The sequence below is a fragment of the Herpetosiphon sp. genome (genome assembly GCF_003512625.1).
GTDB lineage: Bacteria > Chloroflexota > Chloroflexia > Chloroflexales > Herpetosiphonaceae > Herpetosiphon > Herpetosiphon aurantiacus.
The window spans coordinates 18,484-39,248 of sequence record NZ_DOPT01000022.1 but is presented as its reverse complement, the minus strand read 5'-3'; the positions used below and the strand labels follow the sequence as shown (position 1 = coordinate 39,248).

The following is a 20,765-nucleotide window of genomic DNA, read 5'->3' as shown; positions in this document are numbered from 1 at the left end:
CCCTCTCCCACGGCGGCGGGCGAGGGGCGTTCCAAGCTTCACGATCGAGGGATTCCCCCGCGCCTCGTGTGCGGGCGAGGGGGTCAGGAGGTCAGGGTATGAATATCGACGGCGAATCCCTCCCAACCATTGTTAAAAACCTACCCTTGTAAGGTTGGGGGGTGAGGGCATCAATTTAGGCTTGTTGCACCAATTCGACCACAACCGTACCACTCGCATCAAGCAAACTCAGTTTATCGCCAGTAATCGTATAGCTGGTTACTTTTTCGAGCGCTTGGAACAAGGTGGTTTCTTGTTGTTGCAATTCGTTTTCAGCACAGGCCATCTTGGTTGACATGACAGGGCCGATGGTCAACTGCTCGCCAGCAACGTTGGCCTCGCCCGAATAGCCATTACAACCACTATGGCCTGAAGCACGACCATCCAATTCAAACGTTAAGGGCAAGGCTTGCGTGCCTTTAATTGGTTGACCATTGATTTGCAAAACATTCCAGCTTGAGCCAGCCAAGCCAGCAGCACCAGGCTGGGCGACATCAACCGTGGGCACGTTGGTCGGCATAGCGGTTGGCGTAGTCGCACTACCACAGCCAGCCAAAACGGTTAAGAGAGCAAATATCGTAAACGTGCGGCGCATTGGGTATCCTCCAAAAAAGTATCTGTTATACAGCCAAAACGTTAAAACTCGGCCAAAAGTTCCCTAAGAAATTAATACCGCTGTGCTATAATAGGCCACAGATTCGCCAAAATGTAACCCGCTTACAATGGTGGCAGGAGGAATGCATGGATATTAGCCATAAAGCCTATAATCGCGTTGATGTTATCACGGTGTCGGGGCGCTTGGCCGCAGAGACCAAAGATGCCTTGAATGATAAGATTAACCAGATTTTTGAGGAAAATCGCCATCGGATTGTCCTCGACCTCGAAAACTTAGAGTATATCAGCAGCCCTGGTTTACGGGTGTTGATCGAAGCTCGCAAAAAAGCTCGCGAATGGAAATTTAGTGAACTCGAACGTGGTGATGTGCGGATTGCCAATCTGCCTCAACGAATTCGCGAAGTATTCGACTTGACTGGCTTCACGCCATTGTTCCAAATTTATGACGACTTGGTGGAAGCTGTTGGTAGCTTCTAGACGAATTTCGGTGAGACGATATGGCGCAAACCGCTGAACTTAAACTGCCAGGGCTGCTCGATTCGCTCGGTGCCCTGTGTAAGTTTGCCTATCAGGCAGCACTTGATGCTGGGCTTAACGAACATACGGCGTGGGAAATTGAATTGGCAGTTGATGAAGCTGCCACCAATATCATCCAACACGCCTACTCTGCTGAACGTCCCGGTGATGTTCGCTTGGTCTGCGGACGCGATGGTAGCCGTTTTGTAGTACGGCTGTTCGATCGCGGGGTTCCTTTTGATCCTGAAACTGTTCCTCCTCCAGATCTCACCTCATCAATCGAAACTCGCGAGGCTGGCGGCCTCGGAATGTATTTGATGGGCAGGATGATGGATGATGTGCAATTCAATTACAATCCTGAAACTGGTGAAAACGAGTTACACATGAGTAAAATCGTTGGGACACGACTGCCCGAAGATGTGCGGGTTGTGCCAGTTCAAGGCCGGATTGATGCCACGGCAGCGCCAGCCTTAGCGACGATTGTCCATGAGGCTGCCGAAACTGGCGGGCGGCGCATCTTGCTTGATCTTACGGGCGTAACCTTTTTAAGCAGCAGCGGTCTGCGGATTTTGCTGTTGTTGGCTCGCGAACTCAAAGGCTCCAACGGCGAACTACGCTTGTGTTCATTACAACCAGCGGTAGCCGAGGTCTTTACCCTGACAGGATTCACCCAAATCTTTACCATTCACCGCACTCGTGATGAAGCGCTTGCAGCGTTGGCAGATGTTGAGTAAGGTGCATGTTAGCCAGTTTTGATCGTGGAACCCGACTCTCGAAACATCGCATGGTGGCCCTTGGTTGGGCTACCATGCTCTTTTTGTTGGCAAGTGCCAGCATTATTTGGCAAGGCTTGCCAATCTTCAACTCGGCTACCTTGCCAGTAGCTGGCGCGTTATTGCTGTTGCTCGATGGCTTGGCAGTGCGCGATCGTTCGAACCAACCGCTTAGCCTCTCCGGCATTGTGCTCTTGGCCGTGGCGTTGATCAGCACGCCGAGCACAACTTTGGTTTTAGCCGCTGCCTCGGGTTTATGCATTCGGCTGAGTCGTTTGGCCCGCTCACGCTACGAAGAATGGGGCCGCCGCGCCCTTGAGGCTGGCGCACGTACCTTGGGCATCGCGCTCGTCCTGCCATTTATCAGCGATTTTGGGCTGTGGTCAAAACTGATCATGCTCATCATTAGTTATATCGTGGTGGTTCAAGGCGCACGCTTGATCTTTGCTTTGCTCTGGGATGGCAAGCAAATCACCATGGGCACGTGGCAGGTCAGCGCTCCGAATATTTTCTCAATTGAAATTTTGCCCTTGCCGCTGGCGGCAATTGGTGCCCAAATGGCCGAAGATTTTCCATTTAGTTTGGTGGCAATCTCAGCAGCAGGCTTGGTTGGCAGCGCATGGATGGTACAACGTGCCAGCCGATCATTAGGTTTGCAGCGCCGCACCGTGGCTGAACTTGGCCAAATTAATGCGATCAGCCGCGCGATCATTCGCGCCGAATTAGACGTTGATTCGCTGTGTCAGTTGGTCTATGGCGAGACCAGCAAGGTTGTCGATACCAGCAATTTTCGCTTGGGCTTATTTGAAGGCCGTTTCTTTGAACTCAAAGTGCGGGTGCAAGATGGCCATCATGAGCCACCATTGCGCGTCGAACTCCCCAATGATCGTGGCATCGTCAGTTGGATTCGGCGCACAGGTCGCTCATTGTTGGTCGAAGATTTCGACAGCGAAATGGATCGCTTGCCAGCCCAGCCAACCTATCAAGCCGAATATCCGCCACGCTCAGGGGTTTATATTCCCTTGATGACTGGCGATGAGGTTTTAGGCACAATTTCGATTCAAAGCAGCGAACCACGTGCTTTTGATACCGACGATTTACGCTTGCTCTCGCTGATTGCCGACCAAGCTGCGGTGGCGATTGACAAGGCACGAGCCTACTCAGCAGCCCGTCGTCGCGCTGCCCAACTAGCCACTATCGGCGAAGTTAGCCGCCAAGTTACAGCGATTCTCGATTTAGATCGTTTGTTGCCTTCGGTAGTGCATCGCATTCGGGTCAGCTTTGGTTATTCGCAAGTGCATCTTTTTACCTTTGATGAATTGCATCAACAGCTTTTCTTCCGTGCCAGCACCGCCAGCGATAGCCCATTTTGGCAACGCCAAGGCAAACGCTTACCGTTAGGCCTTGGTATCGTTGGCCATGTCGCCGTCACTGGCGAACCAATGCTGGTTAATGATGTGCGCGAAGAACCACGTTTCTTGCCCGATCAACATGGCATCGCCGCCGAACTAGCCGTGCCCATGCGTGTTGGACAGCAGTTGCTCGGCGTGTTGGATGTGCAAAGCGAGAGCTACGGCGCATTTGATGAAAATGATTTCTTCGTGGTGCAAACCCTTGCCGATCAAATTGCGATCGCGATTGATAGCGCCTCGGTCTTCCAATCGCAACAAGAGGAAGCTTGGGTGCTGAACGCCTTGTTGCAATCAGCCGAAAATTTTGCCTGGGTCAGCGAGATCAGCGAAATGCTCTATCTCAGCGTGCGCCTGCCAGCCTTGTTGGTTGGTTGCGAACGCGCCTTATGTCTCCTTTGGCAGCGTGAAAGCAATCGCTGGATTTTGGCTGAAGGCTGGGGCTTGACCAACGAACAACGCCAATCAATTGGTGCAAGCGCTACCGATGAGCAAGTGCCATGGCTCGAACGGATGCGTTCTGAAGGCGAATCGTTTGCTGCTGAATTGGTCGATCTCGAACAGCTTTCAAGCGCAGGCTTAGTGCCCTACAGCAGCTATGGGGCAGTGCTGGCCCAACCGCTCAACTCACGCGGAGCCACGCTGGGGGTGCTGTTGCTTGAGCAATGCGGCCACGACGAAACTTGGCTGCCACGCCAAATTACTATCGCCGCTGGAATTGCTGGCCAAGCTGCGGCGGCGATTGAAAGCGCCTTGCTGGCGCAAATCGAAGCTGCCCGCCAACATATCGAACAAGAAATTAGCGTGGCCCGCGAAATTCAAATGAGCTTGTTGCCATCGCGCTTGCCGCAACTTGCGGGCTGGGATAGCGGCGCACATTGGAATTTGGCCCGCCAAGTTGGCGGCGATTTCTACGATTTTTGGAGTTTTCGCAGCGGGCCTTCGGCAGGTGAGATGGGCTTTGTGATTGCCGATGTCTCGGATAAGGGCGTGCCTGCGGCCTTGTTTATGGCACTTTCGCGCTCGTTGGTGCGTGGTGCGGCGCTCGATGGCTCACCACCATCACAGGCGATCGAACGTGCCAACCGCTGGATTATGCGCGATAGCCAATCGTATATGTTCGTAACGCTTTTCTACGGAATTATTAATCCAGTGACTGGGCGTTTACGCTACACTTGTGCTGGGCATAATCCGCCATTGCTGTATCGCGCCGCTACAGGCCAGATCGAGCAATTGCGCACACCTGGAATTGCCTTGGGCGTAATCGATGATGCAGTTTTAGGCGAAGCTGAAACGATTATTGAATTAGGCGATGTTTTGGTCTGTTATACCGATGGCGTAACCGAGGCAGTTGATAGTACAATGGATGAGTGGGGCGTGCCACGTTTGATGGAGACAATTCATCAGACCGCCCATTGCGATGCAGCGACTATGTTGCATACAATTAGTAGTCGCCTTGCGGCGCATACTGGCGATTTACCAGCCTTCGATGACCTTACTTTAGTGGTGATTAAACGGCTGGCCGATGCCAATCAACCTGTTTGAGGAATTTGATCGTGCGTCTCCTAAATAAACATGTGATCATCACTGGTGGCTCCAGCGGCATTGGCTTTGCCACAGCCCAGCGCATTTTGGCCCGCGGAGCCTCGGTTTCGTTGATCGCTCGCAATCGGATTCGGTTGGTCGAGGCTGCCGAACGCTTGCAACCCTTGATCAATCGGGCGGGGCAGCGGATCGAAATTGCCACCGCCGATGTGCGAGTTCGCCATGATGTCAGTCAAGCCATCGCCGATCTGATTCAACGGGCTGGCCCATGTGATGTGTTGATCGCTGCCGCTGGTGGCGTTCAAGCTGGGCCATTTCAACAACTTGATGATCAGGTTTTTCGTGATCTGATGGATTTGAATTATTTTGGTACGCTGCATGCGATTCGTGCGGTTGTGCCCCATATGCAAAATCGCCGCGTTGGCTCGATTGTCGCGATTTCATCGGTAGCAGGTTTAGGCGGGACATTTGGCTATAGTGCCTACACTCCCACCAAATTCGCGATTCGCGGGCTGATGGAAGTCTTGCGTCCAGAACTAAAAGCTTATAACATCACGACGAGCGTGGTGTATCCAAGCGATATTCAAACCGAGGTTGGGCAAGCCAGCAGTAATGGCGATAGCAGCCTGAGCAATCAGCAACCAATTAATGCCGACCGAATTGCCCAAGCGATTGTCCGTGGCATTCTCAAACGCCGCTTTATCATCACCGCCGATGCCCAAAGCTCATGGTTGGTGCGGGTTGGCAACTTGGCCGCGCCAATCTTAAACAGGTTCTTTGATCGTCCTGTGAAGCGTTCACAACAGCAACCAAAGCCCCACGAGGATAACACCCCACCAACAGGCTTGGTTTAAGGAGAGCATTATGCAATCGTGGTCGGATGATATTCAGCAACAAGCCGCCGTGTTTAACGCGATTGGGGCCGATTATGAGGTGATGTTTGGCAATAATCAAGATCAACAGGATCTCAGTCAATGGTTGGCTGATCTGTTGGAGCCAAACTCGAAGGTGCTCGATTCCGGCTGTGGTACAGGCATTCCCACCGCCCAAACCTTGGCCAAAGCTGGCCATGCAGTAACCTGTCTCGAAATTTCAGCCTCAATGCTCAATTTGGCGCGGCAAAATGTGCCCAATGGTCAATATGTACTCGATAGTGTTAATCACGTTAATTTTGAGCCAGCCTCGTTTGATGCGGTTGTCTCGTTTTTTGCCTTGCTAATGCTGCGCCGCAGTGATATCGAGCATGCGTTACAACAATTCCATCATTGGCTCAAACCTGCGGGCTTGTTGCTGCTCTCAATGGTCGAAGGCGATTTCGATTATATTCAAATTGTGCTCGGCGATCAGCCAGTCTTTGTGACGGCCTACCCTCAAGCCCAACTTGAAGCCTTGATCACCAAATCAGGCTTCCAAATTCTCGAAACCCGCTTGCAACATTATGTGCCCCACCACGGCGCAACTCCTGAAACCCAAATTTTCATCGTCGCCCAACGCGATTAAATTCCCTCTACACCCTAGCTTTCATACGACAACGCAACTTAAAAAGCCCCTCTCCCACCGCAGTGGGAGAGGGGTTGAGGTGAGGGGACATTAAAACTCGATGTTCATGCCCTCACCCCCTAGCCCCCTCTCCCGCCTAGCAGGCGAGGGGGAGATCATTGGATCGCCCCTCTCCCGCCGCAGTGGGAGAGGGGTTGGGGTGAGGGGTCTTAAAACCTATCTTTATAAGGTTGGGGGGAGGGAGTTACTTACTGATCAACGGCAGATACTGCACCGAACTTGTATCATAATCATCAAGATAGGCCGCAACCCATGCCAGCGGCGAGTTCCAGTTAATCGTCACTTCATTGGTTGACCACGAATCGATATGATCAACATAGCATTTCAAGGCCGCACAACCAGCTAATTCAACTTGAGCATAAGGGTCTTGAATGCTTGAATTTGGCCCCCCAGCCACCACACCTGGCGGCGTACCAGGATACTCTGGATTAATTTGCTTAGCCCAGAAGCGATGATGTGGATTGGTCAATGAGACCGAGCCATAGCCCGAAATATACGAGCGATTGAGTGGATTACGCCCCAGCAAGTAATCCATGCCTTGGCTAATTGCATCGGCATAGTTGGCATTTCCAGTAAAGTCGCCTGCCAAACCCATTACAATCATATTATTCAGAATTGATGAGTTGGAACCCCAAGGATACTGCGCACCAGGATTGTATGGAATGCCATAACCGCTGGATTGCTGCGCTGCCACAAATTGATCAGCCGCTGCAATCACTGCTGCACGGGCAGTTTGGCGATTCGCGCTACTCAAATCACTGGGAACCAAGGCCAACGACAAGGTGCCAAGGCTTGCCACGCCGCCCCAGTTCATGGCGCTTCCACCACCAAGATCAAGCCGCAAGTAATAGCTCGATTCTTCAATTGCTTCGCGATAGGTGGCCGAGCCAGTTGTGATATACAATTCGGCGGCGGCCCAATACCATTCATCGTTCAAGGTGCTATCGCCATAGCCACCACCGCCATTGAAGTTATCGCGGGCAATTTCGTTAGGGTAGGCCAAGGCTGCTTGCCAAGCGCGTTCAGCCGCCACCAAACATCGATCAGCAAAGGCTTCATCGATCTCACGCCAAATCCGTGAACATTGGGCAGCGGTCGCAGCCAAGTTCAAGGTTGCGGCGGTACTTGGTGGATACAAATAGCGCATTTGGCTATCTTCGTGTGGAGCCATTGGCAAACCAGTCCAGTTCGCATCGTGAACTTTATGGTGCACCATACCCGTTTTGGAAACTGGCGCAGTCGTAGGAATTTGCATTCCTAGCATAAACTCCATATTCCAGCGCACTTCATCCAACAAATCGGGCACGCCATTGTTATTTTCGGGAATATTCATCGTGCCATCGGCAAATTGGGCTAGGCTGGCAGGGCCACGTTGCTGCGCTCGTTCATATTGATTAAGCAACGTCCAGACCGAAATACCACTGTTAACCACATATTTGCCATGGTCGCCAGCGTCGTACCAACCCTTTGAAACGTCAAGTTGATAATCGCACCCGGGCCAGCTTTGACCTTGGGTGTCAGTGCCAGTAAAACAGGTTACCGAGGTATCGCCTTGGTTGGGTGCAACCCCGATGTGGCCAGCTGGTCGCGTCCATTGCTCGCCACCAGCATAGGGCATGGTAATCGCAATCCCGCTGCGATTATGGTAGAAATAGGCCAAAGCATCATATTTCATCCGCGAATACAAACCTGCCTCGATGGCAAATGGATAGCTCGTTTCGCTGCCGATGCTCAGATAATAGCCTTCACCAACCGTTTGGTAGCTTGAAAAATCGATCAAATGCACATGTTCAGCCGAGGCTGATTCTTCGCCATACACCGTGGTTTGGCCGCTTGCCACCACTGCATCAGCAGTGTTATGCAATTGCCAAGCCAATGGCTCAGTCGCAGGATGCACCAAACTTGCCACTTTGCTCATCGTGGGCAAATAGCTGGCTTGGTTGACCCGAATTCCGGTTTCTAACATATACAAACTCACCTGATCAATACAGATCGTCGGGGTTCCGATGCCACCCATTTGGAACAACAACGAAGCTGCATCGCTATAGGCCGATGTAAAATTATAGACAAATTCTGTCCAGGCCGAGTTGAGCACTGGATCAGCCGAAAAATAGCCAGTGTATGGCTCGGCATTTTTTTGCAAACGCACGGGCAAAGTGACTGGCACAGTTGATTTGGCAGCAAATTTAAGCTGATAGCTCACACCAGCTTCAATCGCAATGGTATGTTGACCAAGCTGCACATCCCAAGGATTTGTGCCAGGAGTGTTGATCGTCAAACACGCGCCATCATCGGTGTTCACACTGACATCGCCGCCAGTCCACCAAGGCGGTAGGCCACCAACAAACTCGCCATTTTGCACCAAATTGCCCGATGGCTCGACCGGGCCAGTTTCGCCCAACACTTGCACATCGTCAATTGTCAGTACATTCGTGCCTTGGCCGCCCATTTGAAATTGAAAAGCAGCCCCAGCATCATCAAAGCCTGAGGTAAAGACAAATTGATGGGCTTGATCGCTAGTAGTCAAAGCCACGTCTTGGCTAAAATAGTTGGTATAGGGAGAGGCCTCTTTTTGCAGTTTCATCACCACAGTACCAGTGGTTGAGGCACGGATGCGAAACGTGACGGTGTAGGTTTGGCCTGATTGAAGCGTAACTCCATTTTGGCCAACGATTGCATCCCATGGATTACTACCAGCATTATTGATGGTTGCGACTAATGCGCCACTCGCAGTATCAGTAGCAACCGAGCTTGTGGCCCACCATGGCGCAAAACCAGCGCTGAAATCGCCATTTTGCAGCAAATTACCAACAGTTTGCGGGGGTTGGGCATAAATCTGAGAGGTGGCTGGAACAATCGCTTGTTGGCAGCCTAAAGCAATAATCAACCAAAAGACGAAAAATCCTCGTGCCCAAAAGCTCCTCGTCGAACGGATACCAATCACGGTACGGCTGTGGTCAGCGCTCATTGCTGCCTCCATGATTCACTTCATTGGAATCGGTCTCAATACATCAGTGTAAATGAAGGAAGGTTGTTGAGACGAAAGCTGCTGCTACAGTGCGATGCAATTGGGAGTGCTTTCGTCGGCAATTGAGAACGATCTCATAACTAGATAGCATATAATAGCATAGGATTGTGCCGTATAATGCAACCAGCAATTTTGCCGCGTTGAAGCTTGATTGGCTTGAGGAACCCATGCAACCCGCCCGCACCAGCCACAACTATACACCCATGCCATTTCGCCGCTTACTGCGCTGGTCGATGATGCTCTCAACCGTTTTGGGCTTTATCATCCTTATCCCAGTCGCAACCTCGGGATTAAACGTTGAAAATGTGCTCATGACCTTTGGCTCCAGCTATTCAATTGGGCTTGCCGCGCCATCGCTAGTCTTTTTTTTGCTGCGCTGGACAATGCCAATCGCGCAACGCCGTAACTGGTCACCAATTCGGGCTTGGTCGTTGGCGGCATTTTTGGGTGGGCTAATTGCCACGATTATTTATGCAGTGATTTTTGGGCTATTTTTTATTCCCGCCAACGAACGCCTGAGCTTCAGCATTTTTTGGACGATCCTTGGTTCGTTACTTTCAGCAGGCACGACTGGTCTATTTTACACAGCCGAACGCGTGCTGAACGAACTCGACAAAGGCCGCCAAGCCTTGCGCCACAACGCCGCTCTTTCCGAAGAATTGCGGCTCGCTCGCATGATCCAAGAAGGCTTGTTGCCCGATCATCCACCTGAGATCAATGGTTTAGCAATCGCTGGCGGTTGTTTTCCCGCTCACGAAGTTGGCGGCGATTTGCTGAGCTACGACTTAACCGCCGATGGTCGTTTGTGTCTTAGTGTGGGCGATGTTACGGGCAAAAGCGTCAGCGCGGCCATGTTGATGGGCATTACGCTGGGCGTGCTTCAATCAGAAATTTATGATCACGAAGAGCCAGCCACCGTGCTCAGTGAGCTTGATCGTTGGTTGCGCACCAAGCGTCAAACCAATAATTTTGTGGCCTTGCAAGTCGCCTTGTTCAACCCCCAAACTAGTAGTATGCTCTTGGCCAATGCTGGGCAATTAGCACCGTTGCGTCGTCGCCAGCACGAAGTAGAGTTTCTAGAAATTAAGGGCAGTTTGCCGCTGGGAATGGGGCCAACTATGCCCCATGTTCAAGAGCAAGTCAGTTTGCAATCGGGCGATTTGCTGGTGTTTTATACCGATGGCGTGGTTGAAGCCCAAAACGCCAAGGGCGAAATGTGGGGCTTTGAAAGTTTGATCACGCTGATCAAAACGATCAAGAGCAACCACCCGCATGAAATTGTCCAAGCAATTCTGACCGCAATTCGTAGTTATACCCACAACATCGAACCGCACGACGATATTACCTTGGTCGTGGTGGCTGTTCAATAAATTATGTCAAATAAACACCAGATTGAGCATATTCAACTTGAGCATAATGCCTTAGCGCCAATGTTCATCGCCAAACTAGAGCCACACCACATTCCCAACGTGGTTAATCTGCCACATCGCCATAGTTTTCATGAGCTGTTATGGATCAAGGCTGGCACTGGGCGGCATTGGGTTGATCAGCAATCGTACCCATTGCAAGCCCACACTTTAGCCTTAGTGGCTCAAGGCCAAGTGCATGTTTTTGAGCAGGCCGAGGCACTTAATGGCTATTATTTGCGCTATGATCAGGCTTTTCTGCCCAACCAATCTGATGAGCAGCAACCAAGCTTTCGAGCCAATGGCGGGCTACAACTGAGTGCTGCCGATAGCAAAATTATTGATAGTTTATTTGAATTATTGGCCCACGAATATCAACGTGAAGATTGTTTAGCCAAATACCACAGCCTACGCCATTTGCTGCTGACCCTACTTTGGCAAAGCCAACGGCTGAGCCAAGCAGCCGATCAACCACCACAATCAGCCAATTATGCCATCTATCGCCAATTTTTGGCGCTGCTCGAACAAGCATTTCAGCAGCATCACGACATTCACTATTATGCCGATCAGCTTAATCTGAGCAAAACACAATTGGCTCAAATTATTAGCCAGCACAGTGGCCAACCACCAAAACGCATCATTCTCAAACGAATTTTGCTCGAAGCACAACGTTATTTGCAATTCACCACCATGCCAATTCAACAATTAGCCCAAAGCCTCGGCTTTCATGATCCCTTCCATTTCAGCAAATTTTTCAAGCAAGAGCTAGGCATTTCGCCGCGCCGTTATCGCGAACAAAGCTTCAAAAAATGATATGTTCTGTTCAAAATTTTTCCATTTCTTCGATCTCCCATAATCGCTACAATAAAGCGATGGCTTGCATTCCAGCAGATACGAGCCAGCAACGAATTAGCACAATCAAACGAGGGCTTCATGAAACGGATCGTGATCGATCAAAAAATTGCAGTTTGCGTCGTCTTTGTAGCGGCGTTGTTTATGAGCATTATGGATGGCACAATTATCAACGTGGCACTAGCAACCATCCAACAAGATTTTGGCGCGAGTAGCAGCGCGATCAACGCAATCGTGGTGATCTATTTAATTTGTATTGCGGTGGTGATTCCGGCTTCGGGTTGGTTGGGCGACCGTTGGAACACCAAATGGGTCTTTTTAACCTCACTTGGTTTGTTTACGTTGGCCTCGCTGGCCTGTGGCTTAGCTCAAAATATTGAGCAATTGATGCTAACTCGGGCGGCTCAAGGCATCGCAGCAGGCGCACTAATGCCAGTCGGCACAACCATGCTCTTTCGGACTTTCCCGCCGCACCAGCGCATCCAAGTTTCGCGGGTGCTGATTATTCCAACGGTGATAGCACCCGCAGTTGGGCCGGTGCTCGGCGGATTTTTAGTCGATCATCTGTCGTGGCACTGGGTCTTTTTCGTCAATGGCCCAATTGGCTTAGCCGCGCTGATCTTCGGGGTCATTTGGTTGCAAGCGCCTGCCCAAGAAGAAGTTGGCGCATTCGATTGGCTGGGTTTTATTTTAGCGGGCGCTGGCTTTGCCGCCTTGCTCTACACCTTGACCGAAGGCGCGAGCAAAGGCTGGGGTTCGCCAATCATTTTGGTTAGTGCCGCGATTGGGGTTGGCGCACTTGCCGCGCTGGTGGTCGTTGAATTAGCCAAAGCCAAGCCAATGCTTGATCTGCGGCTCTTCTCCATTCGCTTGTTTCGCGTCAGCAATTTAGTAGCGATTTTTGGCTCAGCCGCCTTTACGGGCATTCTGTTTCTGATGCCCCAATTTTTGCAAAATGTCGTTGGAGCCAGTGCGCTCGAATCGGGCTTGACCACCTCGCCCGAAGCGATTGGCGTGGTACTATCGAGCCAAATCGTAGCGCGACTTTACCCCAAAGTTGGCCCACGCCGCTTGACTTTTGGCGGGGTTTTAGGGGTTGCCGTGATGATGGGCTTGATGAGCACAATCGATGCTGAAACCAATTTGTGGTTGGTACGTGCCTTGATGTTTGGCACAGGCGTGGGGATGGCCTACCTCTTTTTGCCAATTGAGGCCGCCGTTTTTGCCCAAATTCCGCATGCCTCAACTGGCCAAGCTTCAGCAATTTTCAGCATGCAACAACAACTTGGTTCGGCCTTGGGCGTAGCCATTTTGGGCAGCGTGTTGGCGCTCAATCATAGCGGCACAACAGTTAATCAAAATGCCCAAAGCTATCAGTATGCCTTCTTGGCAGCAGCAATTTTGGCATTTGTTTCAGCCTGTGTAGCGTTGTTTATTCGCGATCGCGATGCAGCGGCGACCATGGCCCAACATGGCGAGCACAGTGAATTGAGTCATTCAATCGCCTAAAAAAATTGCGGCGCATGCGTAATTTCATGCGCCGCTGATCTTTAACTAAATAACTTCTTGGTCACGCAAACGCGGCTGCGGATCGTCGCCACGGCTGCTAGGGCGTTGTTGCGGTTGTTGTGGTTGGCCGCCAAATAAGCCGCCGCCACCAAATAATTGGCCAAACAAATCGCCAAGCCCACCAAGCGCATCGCCATAACCACCTTGCGGCTGTTGTTGCTGGGGTTGTTGCGATTGTTGTGGTTGACCACCAAATAATTCTTCAAAGCCGCTGGTTTTGGTTGGCTCGCCACGGCCAGCACTTAGGCCATTGGAAAGCAAGGTTTGCAACAAACTGCCAAACAACGAGCTAGCTCCAGCAGCACCTGGATCAACCTTGCCTGAGGTATCGTTGTTGCCGAATTGACCAAAGCCAGAGCCTTGCTGCGTTGTGCCATAGGCTCCACGTTGCGAAGCCTTGTAGCCATCCATCAGCGCTTCGAGCGTCGATTTGCCGTTATTGCGGGCTTGCATAAAGGTGGTCACACCTGGAACCAGTCCATCGAGAATCCCGCCTTCGCCCTGTTGTTTAACCCCTGGCGTATTTTGCACCCCGCCCAACAAACCACCGAGCAATTTCACAATATCATTCACCCCAAACGACGTTTTGCCTTCTAAATCTTTGGCAGCTTGCTCTAAGCCGTTGGCATACATCGGAGCGGTTGGGCCTTTGCCTGAAGTGCGCAAAGCCTTGCTAGCCGCGCGTAAAGCTTGATCGACTGAGCCTTGGCCTTCATTTTGGCGCAATGTATTGGTGATTGTTTCAAAATTGCTGAGCATATTATCGCCAGCATCGCCGTCGCCAACCCCATCAAGGGCATTCAATGAATCACGTTCATCCGCTAAATTGCGGGTCATTTCGGCAAAAAGGTCGGTCAAAGCCTTCGACATACAACAACTCCTTTGGTGCTAAACCATAATCCTACTAAGGGTATTGCGATTTTCGTACCACCGATTACCGCGATTCTAACAGCTTGACATGAGCAACTCAATGCTTAAACAGCAATTGGCTGCTTGTGCTGAATCAACACAAGCAGCCAATCGAGTGCTATACTTAGCTATTTTGCACCAACATCAAGACACTGCTCAATGGTTGGTCAGCCAATTGGGGCATCAATTGCAGCATACCCTGGACTTTATGTAACACTGCTTGTTGCTCTTCACTAGCGACACCCAAGACTTGTTCGAGGGCTGCACCAACCGTCAAAGTTTGCAACTCATCGGCACTCAAATATTGGCTGGCAATCAAGGCTGCTTCGCGCAACACTGGTTGGGCAGCGGTCAGATTCAAGCCATTGTCGTTGCTAGCCGATTTTTCAGCATCGCCATTGCCATTCGCTGGCAACACACGGTTGATCAAACGATTGCCAAGCTCTTTTAATGGAGCAGGTGCGGTGTTGATCAAACTGCCAACGCCGTCGGCCAAACCTATCATGCGCAGAATTTGTTGAGCAGTTTCGGGCGTACCATAAAGCTTGAAGTCCATCGCTGCCATCGCTTCGCCCATGGCTTTGGCTTGAGCCACGCCAATTTCAACTTGGGCGTGCATGCGAATCCGTTCAAGTTCTAGCTCTTGGGCTACCCCAGCGTGAGCAGCCAAAGCTTCGGCCAAGGCTTTTTGACCTTCGGCTTCGGCGAGGGCTTTGGCGCGAGCGGCTTCAGCTTCCGCCAAACCACGCTCACGAATTGCCTCAGCTTCGACACGGGCGGCATCAGCTTTGGCCTTGATCACTTCAGCTTCGGCCAAACCTTGGGAAGCAACGGTTGCTTTAGTTGCTTCAGCCCGCAGAATTTCCGCATCGGACATGGCTTGGGCTTCGGTACGGCGAGCTTCGGCCATCTTGATTGCGGCACTTGCTTCGGCGGTTGCCTTTTTGTTCAAGGCTTCAGCATCGGCTTCGGCCTGCTTAATTTGGCGGAAGGTTTCAAGCTCAACTTCATTTTTACGATTGATAATTTCGCGCTTGGCATCACGTTCAGCATTGATAATTTGAATTTGCGCTTCACGTTCAGCGGCAGCACGTTCTTGCACCGTAACCACGCCTTGCTCGGCTACTTCACGTTCGGCAGCAATTGCCAAACGTTCTTTTTCTGCTTGTTCGAGCTTGGCTTGCTCTTGAGCCAAGGCCACTTGGCGTTCGCGGTCGGCCACTTGGACAGCTTGTTCACGCAGAACTTGACTGCGCTGCACTTCGCGCTGACGTTCTTGTTCGGCCAACTGAATCGCTTGTTGCTTGCGTTGTTCGGCCAACATGACCGCTTGTTCTTTAAGCTTTTCAGCTTCGGCAATCGTGCGTTCTTTTTCAACCCGACTTAATTCAGCAGCTTGTTGCTGTTCGTAAGCCACTCGCTCAGCAGCAGTGCGTTCCTCAGATTCGCGAATCAAAATTTCACGTTGTTGGGTGGCGCGAGCTTGCGATAGGTTTCGCTCTAAATTCAATTTTTCTTGATCAACATCAGCATTACGCCGCGTAATTTCCAATTCGCTGGAGCGTTCAATATCATTTTGTTCTTGCGAAGTCGAAGCATTACGTCGAGCAATTTCAAGTTGCTTTTGGCGCTCGATCGTATTGCGTTCTTGCTCAGCAGTAGCATTGCGCTTGGCAATTTCAGTTTGGGTCATTTGATCAATTTCGTTGCGTTGTTTGAGCGCTTGCTGAATAACTTCGGCATTGGCCCGCGCCACTTGCGCCCCGAACACATCATCAGTGCCAAAACTCCCTTGGCGAGCACTCTTTAATGTGGTAATTGAAACTGCTTCAAGCACCAAACCATTTTCAGCTAAATCGCTACGCACCAAATTTTGCACTCGCTCAACAAATTTTTCCCGCTCTTGGTGCAATGACATCAAGGTAAAGGTAGCAGCTACGTCGCGCAGTGCACCTTCCAATTTACTTTCAACCAAACGTTTTACACTATCGGTATTAACTTCTTTGCCACCGATGGTACGGGCAGCGCGTTCAATATCTTCAGCAATTGGATTAACTTTGATAAAGAAAATTGCCCGAATATCGGCATATTGGGGGTCGATCGTCAGCAACGCATTGGCTTCCGTCCGCTCGACATCAATATCCATCGTGCGCAAATCAACCCAGGTAATTTCATGAAAAGCTGGAATCACCCAGCTACCACCATTGAAAACAACCTTTGGTTTGCTGCCACCAGTTCGCACATAGGTACGGTCGGCTGGTGCTTTCACATAAAAATGGTTGACCAAGGCAAAAAACACCACAACCAACAGAATCACGACCAGTAGGGTAATCCCGACTAACACTGCAATCTGTTCCATTATCAATAACTCCTTATAACCCAGGATGGCAGCAATACTCTACTCAAACAGCCATCCTAGAGACGTTCCCTCGTAACATGTTCCTTCTTTCAAAAAGCTATAATCATCACATTTGAGCATTCCTCAAACTCAACCCAATATCTAAAACTAACGACCAAATTGTTTGGCAATAAAACAACGCTTAGCTTGATCGTATTCAACCAAAGCGACTTCAGTATTGGTTGGTAATGGTTCGCCAGTTGCTAATTGAGCAAATACCGTGTGCACTGTGCCATGGGGATCACGCACCTCAACTCGGCCATAGGTTACGCTAATCGTTGGGCTACTAACTCGCCCAACCCGCCCAACCAATTGCTCAAAACCAACGATCAGGCTATTTTCAGGAGCTAATTTAGCGAATAAGCGACTGGTACGGCTGGTTCCGACAAAGGCCAAGGGCAAACTCAGCACCAACACCACCGCAAAAAACCAACTGGGGTACACGCTATCAAATTGAAACGCTACTGCATTCAGCAGGAGGCCAATCAAGCCAAACAGCGATAAAAAACTAACGAGGATAAACATCAGGGGCACTTTGCCAACCCCAAGGGTATCGAGAGCGCCATCAAAAAAATCGTGACCATCGCTATCAATATCAGCATCGCTATCGTGGTCGCCGAAGCCACCAACGATTTGCAACACTGCAAAGACCAAGCCAAGGCCAAGACTAATTAAAAATGGTAAGTTGTACCACGTTGTCCATACCTTCATGGGCGTTTTCTCCACATCCTAGTGTAGCTTCTATACGTGGTAATTATTAAAATGTTGCAGTTTATGAACTGCTGTGAGCGGCACAACAAGCATAGCACAAAAGCCAGATGCGACACAAGCAGCATCCTTGTGTTAAAATACGCAACATTGTGTTGTCGCCCAACGGCTCTAGCCGCGTTATCAACGCTGATTGCACACCGACGTGCTGCTTCTAGGCGTGGCTTTGGCTTTGTTAGTATCCAAACGCGAGGAGAGCAGTCGTATGCTCCGAACTCACACCTGCGGCGAGTTGCGCCGCGACCACATCGACCAAACCGTGACGTTAGCTGGTTGGGTTCATCGCCGCCGTGATCACGGCACGGTGCTCTTTTTAGATTTGCGTGATCGCTATGGCTTGACCCAAGTGATTGTTGATCCTTCGTCGAATCCCGAAGCTCGCGCTATGCTCGATAGCATCAAAAATGAGTATGTGATTCAGGTAACTGGGCGGGTGCGCTCACGGCTTGAGGGCGCAGAAAATGCCAATTTGGCAACTGGCGCGATCGAACTCGAAGTGCAAAGTGCCAAGATTCTCAACACTGCCAAAACTCCGCCAATCTTGGTGAATCGTGATGGTGGCGAGGATGAAGCGCTGCGCTTGAAATATCGCTATATTGAATTGCGCCGCGAACGCCAACAGCATATCTTGGGGTTACGCCATCGCACGATCAAATTTATGCGCGATTGGATGGATCGCGAGGGCTTTTGGGAAATTGAAACCCCGATTTTGATGAAAAGCACGCCCGAAGGCGCACGCGACTATCTTGTGCCAAGTCGCTTACATCCAGGCGAATTTTATGCATTGCCCCAATCGCCACAACAACTTAAGCAATTGTTGATGGTTTCGGGGATCGACAAGTATTTCCAAATTGCGCGTTGTATGCGTGATGAAGATTTACGCGCCGACCGCCAGCCTGAATTCACTCAACTCGACATTGAGATGAGCTTTGTTGAGCAAGATGATGTACTTGATGTTGTCGAACGCTTGATGACTGAACTGGTGGCCAATGTCACGCCGCACAAACGCTTGGTTTCGCCCTTCCCACGGCTCACCTACGCCGACGCGATTGAATATTACGGCTCCGATAAGCCCGATTTGCGCTACGACTTGAAATTTGTCAACGTAGGCGAAATCGTCAAAGATAGCCAATTTGGCGTGTTTACTGGTGCACTCAGCAGCGGCGGCAAAGTTCAAGCCATTCGCTTGCCTGGCTGTGGCAGCTATTCACGTAAGCAAATCGACGATCTGCAAGAAGTTGCCAAAATTGGTGGAGCCAAAGGCATGGCTTGGATGGCGATCGAAGCTGATGGCAGCGTGCGCTCGCCAATCGCAAAATTCTTCGAGCAAGCCCAACTTGATCAATTAAAGAGTGCAACGGCGGCTGAAGCTGGCGACTTAATTGTCTATGTTGCCGACAAACCAGCAGTGGTAGCGGCCTCGTTAGATAAAGTACGGCGCGAAATGGCCAAGCGGCTCGATCTTGCCGACAAAGATCTGATGCATTTTGCCTGGGTAATCGACTTCCCAATGTTTGAATACAATGCCGAAAGTGGCGAATGGGATGCCGCTCACCATCCATTCTGTATGGTCAACCCTGCCGATGTTGAAAAAATGCAGCGCGGCGAGTTTGAAGGCGTGCGGGCCGCCTCATACGACTTGGTATGTAACGGCTACGAGTTGGCTTCTGGCTCAATTCGGATTCACGATCGCAGCATTCAGCAATACATTTTTGATCGCTTGCCCTACAGCCCTGAAGAAATTCAAAAGCGCTTTGGGCATATGTTGGAAGCCTTCGAATATGGCGCACCACCTCATGGCGGTATGGCCCCAGGCATCGATCGCTTGGTGATGTTGTTGGCTGATACCGACAACATTCGCGATGTGATTGCCTTCCCCAAAACTCAACGCGCCGAAGATCTGATGATGAATGCGCCATCATCGGTTGATGCCAAGCAATTACGCGAGCTTGGCTTGCGCTTGGCCGATGGAGTTGAACCACGCGGTTAAGCATAAATTCCAGCATAAATTGCTCATAGTTGCCGAAACTATGGGCAATTTGTGTTTAAAACCCCAAAACCTGTGATACGATAACCTGAGTGATTGAACGTGTGGATTGGCATGCAAACGGCGCAGATTTCTTCGATTAATTTAAGCATTCAGCAGCGTTGGCTGATTTGGCTGTGGGTACTATTCTGTGGGCTAAATCCGCTCAGTTGCTTATGGCACTGTGGTGCATCGACCCAAGCAAATGAAATGAATCTGAATCGCGATGCTGGCATGTTTATTTGCTTGATGGCCGAATCGCAGCCGCCCGCCAGCAGCCTACACACCCATGCACCTAGTTCAAACCCCGATCCAGCCCAGCAAGGAGTAGCGCAACTGAATGGGCTTGAAAACCTTGAATTAGATTTGAACTGGCTTTGGCAACAATCTAACTATCAACCACTGATTTGGCAGAGCCAACCGACAGCACCGCCCCTAGCGCCCCCACCAGAATTACTACGATTAAGTTAATTTCAATTCATTCTTGCTATTTTTATAAGGAGTGTTCAGCGTGTTCAAACGACTTTTATTTTGCTTATTGCTATTAACCAGCCTCGTTGCTTGTGGCGGCAATGGTGCGGGCCAAGTGCCTGCTCCGGTTGAAAAAACCGTTGATGGAGTGACCCTCAAACTCATCTCGGAAAGCCCATTGAGCCAAAACACCGACCAAACCTGGGTGATTAATGTGACGCAAAATGGCCAACCGGTGGATAATGCCGATGTCTATTTAGATATCGATATGCCTTCGATGCCAATGGGCCAGAACAAACCGCTAGCTAAAGGCGAGGGTAACGGCAACTATCGAGCCCAAGGCATTTACACCATGGGCGGAGCATGGGCGGTGAGCGTTTTTGCTGAATTTGATGGCAAAGAATATCAGGCCAGCTTCGATTTCAACGTACCAGAATAAGACCTAGAGCTAGTCCTTTATCATTGGCGAAGGGCTAGCTCTACTCGTTTCATTCAGACTTGACAAATTCAGCAACTTCGGGCATCATTGGCGCTAGCAAATCAAACGCGGGAGTAGCGCAATGGTAGCGCATCTGCCTTCCAAGCAGATGGTTGCGAGTTCGAGTCTCGTCTCCCGCTCCAAATACAACATCAAATTGTTGGGGAAACAGCGGCGCAAACGCCGCTGTTGGCTTTATACGAACAATTACTCCCTCATATACCACCACTTTTACCAATAACTCCTGCACAATTCGTCGCTGCTCTTGTAAGCCAACCGCATTCAACAACATGGGAACATTGCGCAAATAGCTTGCCGCCTTCTCAATGTCAATAGACTGGGGTTGTTTTGGCTTTTCGTCGAATCGTGCTTTGAGTTTGGCCACTTCCCGGGTATACACCGC

General features: G+C 50.6%; 16 protein-coding genes and 1 tRNA gene. 12 read left to right on the top strand and 5 right to left on the bottom strand.

Annotated features, from left to right (window positions below; translation table 11 throughout):
- Nucleotides 1-175: 175 nt before the first annotated feature.
- Nucleotides 176-634: an META domain-containing protein gene (locus tag DEF47_RS05215; protein WP_012188974.1), complete on the bottom strand. Its 459-nt coding sequence runs from the start codon at nt 632-634 to the stop codon at nt 176-178.
- Nucleotides 635-780: 146 nt separating this feature from the next.
- On the opposite strand from DEF47_RS05215, the gene DEF47_RS05210 reads away from it, so the two are divergent.
- The 5 genes from DEF47_RS05210 to DEF47_RS05190 are packed head-to-tail and all read left to right on the top strand — an operon-like array spanning nt 781 to nt 6,397.
- Nucleotides 781-1,131 (top strand): STAS domain-containing protein, encoded by a 351-nt coding sequence (locus DEF47_RS05210; RefSeq protein ID WP_012188973.1) that lies wholly within the window; start codon nt 781-783, stop codon nt 1,129-1,131.
- 20 nt (nt 1,132-1,151) lie between these two features.
- Nucleotides 1,152-1,904, top strand: coding sequence for an anti-sigma factor antagonist (locus tag DEF47_RS05205; protein ID WP_012188972.1), 753 nt, complete (start codon nt 1,152-1,154; stop codon nt 1,902-1,904).
- A 5-nt stretch (nt 1,905-1,909) separates the two neighbouring features.
- On the top strand, nt 1,910-4,897 hold the full coding sequence (locus tag DEF47_RS05200) for a SpoIIE family protein phosphatase (protein WP_012188971.1): 2,988 nt from the start codon (nt 1,910-1,912) through the stop codon (nt 4,895-4,897).
- An 11-nt stretch (nt 4,898-4,908) separates the two neighbouring features.
- The gene (locus tag DEF47_RS05195; protein WP_012188970.1) at nt 4,909-5,751 is read left to right on the top strand and encodes an SDR family oxidoreductase; all 843 of its coding nucleotides are present in this window, start codon (nt 4,909-4,911) and stop codon (nt 5,749-5,751) included.
- A gap of 10 nt (nt 5,752-5,761) precedes the next feature.
- On the top strand, nt 5,762-6,397 hold the full coding sequence (locus DEF47_RS05190) for a class I SAM-dependent methyltransferase (RefSeq protein ID WP_012188969.1): 636 nt from the start codon (nt 5,762-5,764) through the stop codon (nt 6,395-6,397).
- Nucleotides 6,398-6,641: 244 nt separating this feature from the next.
- Here the strand turns inward: DEF47_RS05190 and DEF47_RS05185 are convergent, their stop codons facing one another.
- The gene (locus DEF47_RS05185) at nt 6,642-9,425 is read right to left on the bottom strand and encodes a glycoside hydrolase family 9 protein (RefSeq protein WP_012188968.1); all 2,784 of its coding nucleotides are present in this window, start codon (nt 9,423-9,425) and stop codon (nt 6,642-6,644) included.
- A 167-nt stretch (nt 9,426-9,592) separates the two neighbouring features.
- Between DEF47_RS05185 and DEF47_RS05180 the strand changes: the two genes are divergently transcribed.
- The 3 genes from DEF47_RS05180 (at nt 9,593) to DEF47_RS05170 (ending at nt 13,252) form a co-directional block, all read left to right on the top strand.
- Nucleotides 9,593-10,855: a PP2C family protein-serine/threonine phosphatase gene (locus DEF47_RS05180; RefSeq protein WP_041304253.1), complete on the top strand. Its 1,263-nt coding sequence runs from the start codon at nt 9,593-9,595 to the stop codon at nt 10,853-10,855.
- Between the two features lie 3 nt (nt 10,856-10,858).
- Nucleotides 10,859-11,704, top strand: coding sequence for a helix-turn-helix domain-containing protein (locus tag DEF47_RS05175; RefSeq protein WP_012188966.1), 846 nt, complete (start codon nt 10,859-10,861; stop codon nt 11,702-11,704).
- Between the two features lie 120 nt (nt 11,705-11,824).
- Nucleotides 11,825-13,252, top strand: a complete 1,428-nt coding sequence (locus DEF47_RS05170) for a DHA2 family efflux MFS transporter permease subunit (RefSeq protein WP_012188965.1) — start codon at nt 11,825-11,827, stop codon at nt 13,250-13,252.
- Between the two features lie 45 nt (nt 13,253-13,297).
- Here DEF47_RS05170 and DEF47_RS05165 read toward each other — a convergent pair whose 3' ends face one another.
- The 3 genes from DEF47_RS05165 to DEF47_RS05155 form a co-directional block, all read right to left on the bottom strand.
- Entirely contained in the window at nt 13,298-14,182 is an 885-nt protein-coding gene (locus tag DEF47_RS05165; protein WP_012188964.1) for a dihydroxyacetone kinase subunit L, read from the bottom strand.
- Nucleotides 14,183-14,345: 163 nt separating this feature from the next.
- Nucleotides 14,346-16,580 (bottom strand): SPFH domain-containing protein, encoded by a 2,235-nt coding sequence (locus tag DEF47_RS05160; RefSeq protein WP_012188963.1) that lies wholly within the window; start codon nt 16,578-16,580, stop codon nt 14,346-14,348.
- 147 nt (nt 16,581-16,727) lie between these two features.
- Nucleotides 16,728-17,330, bottom strand: a complete 603-nt coding sequence (locus tag DEF47_RS05155; RefSeq protein WP_012188962.1) for an OB-fold-containig protein — start codon at nt 17,328-17,330, stop codon at nt 16,728-16,730.
- A 262-nt stretch (nt 17,331-17,592) separates the two neighbouring features.
- Here DEF47_RS05155 and aspS point away from each other — a divergent pair, with 262 nt between their 5' ends.
- From aspS to DEF47_RS05135, 4 genes are all read left to right on the top strand, one after another.
- A complete protein-coding gene (gene aspS, locus DEF47_RS05150; RefSeq protein ID WP_012188961.1) occupies nt 17,593-19,377 on the top strand; it encodes an aspartate--tRNA ligase in 1,785 nt (594 codons plus the stop codon).
- A gap of 111 nt (nt 19,378-19,488) precedes the next feature.
- Entirely contained in the window at nt 19,489-19,884 is a 396-nt protein-coding gene (locus DEF47_RS05145) for a hypothetical protein (protein WP_041304250.1), read from the top strand.
- A 40-nt stretch (nt 19,885-19,924) separates the two neighbouring features.
- Nucleotides 19,925-20,323, top strand: a complete 399-nt coding sequence (locus tag DEF47_RS05140; protein WP_012188959.1) for a FixH family protein — start codon at nt 19,925-19,927, stop codon at nt 20,321-20,323.
- A gap of 107 nt (nt 20,324-20,430) precedes the next feature.
- A tRNA-Gly gene (locus tag DEF47_RS05135) sits at nt 20,431-20,505 on the top strand.
- Nucleotides 20,506-20,765: the final 260 nt, after the last annotated feature.